The organism is Catenibacterium faecis (assembly GCF_014306455.1).
Taxonomy (GTDB): domain Bacteria; phylum Bacillota_I; class Bacilli_A; order Erysipelotrichales; family Coprobacillaceae; genus Catenibacterium; species Catenibacterium mitsuoka_A.
On sequence record NZ_JACRWG010000133.1, the window covers coordinates 1 to 1409 of the forward strand.

Here is a 1409-nt window from a genome sequence, read left to right on the forward strand (position 1 = left end):
GCTATCCAGTCTTTTTCCACGACGAAAAGAAGTCCTGATTTTATGGACTTTTCCCGATATATTATTTATGATTTGTCTAATTAGTATAATGCATCAAGATCCTTATAATAGTCCAGTTTTGTATAGTTCTTCCAGTTCAATGGATCCTTAAGCAGTTCCTTGATCTCAGCTGTTGCTTCATGATAATAGAATTTTAAAGCCTTACTAATCTTCTCAATGATTTCCGAGATCTTCTTCAGCTGATTCTCTACTAGTTCCTGCTGTTTTACCCATTTCCTGCTTTCATCCTTCATCTTCTTCATATCACGCATGATGATTTCGCCCGCATTCCTTAATAATCTGGACTGCTGCTCATTGATCTTCTGACGTTCTTTACGGAGTTCCTTCTTCTTTTCCTGCATTTCAAGCTTAGCCTCAATGATCTTTTCAAGAGGCATAAGCTCTGATGCCTTCACCCCATAATAGCTGTCCAGTGGATACTGACCTGTCACCTTGTATGTATAGAATTCATTTGGAGACAGTGCTGCAAGGGTATCCTGATATCTTTCATTATTATGCATATTGATATAGCCATCGATGAGTCTTCTTACAGTAGCTATATCCCCACATCTTGCGATGATGTCAATGACCTCAGTCTTCATGCGCCCAAAGAATGATTCCATAGGAGCGTTGTCCTGACTGTTTCCTCTTCTGGACATTGACTGGATGAAATCATTCTCATTAAGAAGCTGTTTGAACGATGTTGACAGATACTGTGAACCCTGGTCACTGTGGCAGTATACCTCCAGATTCTTGGGGAACTCGTCCTTATGATTCTCCATCATATTATTGAATGCCTTCTGAACAAGAGATACATCCATTCTGCTTGAAACATAATGACCTATTATTTCAGTTGTATAGGCATCCTTAAATGCACACATATAAGCTGGAGTACGGCTATAGCCGTAATGAATATAAGTGATATCAGTAAGGATGACCTGTCTTACTCCCAGCTTGAAGTTGCGGTTAACGAGATTAGGCTTCGCCATGCACTCATGATGGTGGGTTGCCTGTCCCTTGTATGCATCCTTCTTGGGAAGCTGTGCAGTTATCTGCATCTTTTTCATGATGGCTGAAGCTCTTGATACGCTGATATTGTAATTGAACCTTCTGAACATATGTCGTCGGAAGGTTCGCTTTCCGGGAACGAATCCTAGTGTTTTAATGATCTTCTTGAAGCACTGCATCACATGGCTTTCATCCTGTTTTCTAGCTGCCTGCTTCCCGTCTCTATCCTCCCTGCGTGCCACATAATTATAATAGCCGGTGCTGCTTACACCAAATAATTTGAACACTCTGGTGTTGGTATAGCCATTCTCTTTTGCTTTTCCTCTGCTTATGTAGTCATAAGCCATGAAGAGCTTGTCCTC

General features: G+C 41.0%; 1 protein-coding gene. It reads right to left on the reverse strand.

Features of this window, described 5'->3' with window-relative positions; genetic code table 11:
* Window positions 1–80: 80 nt before the first annotated feature.
* On the reverse strand, window positions 81–1409 hold a 1329-nt coding region (locus H8909_RS13065), incomplete at its 5' end, for an IS3 family transposase (protein ID WP_238928316.1).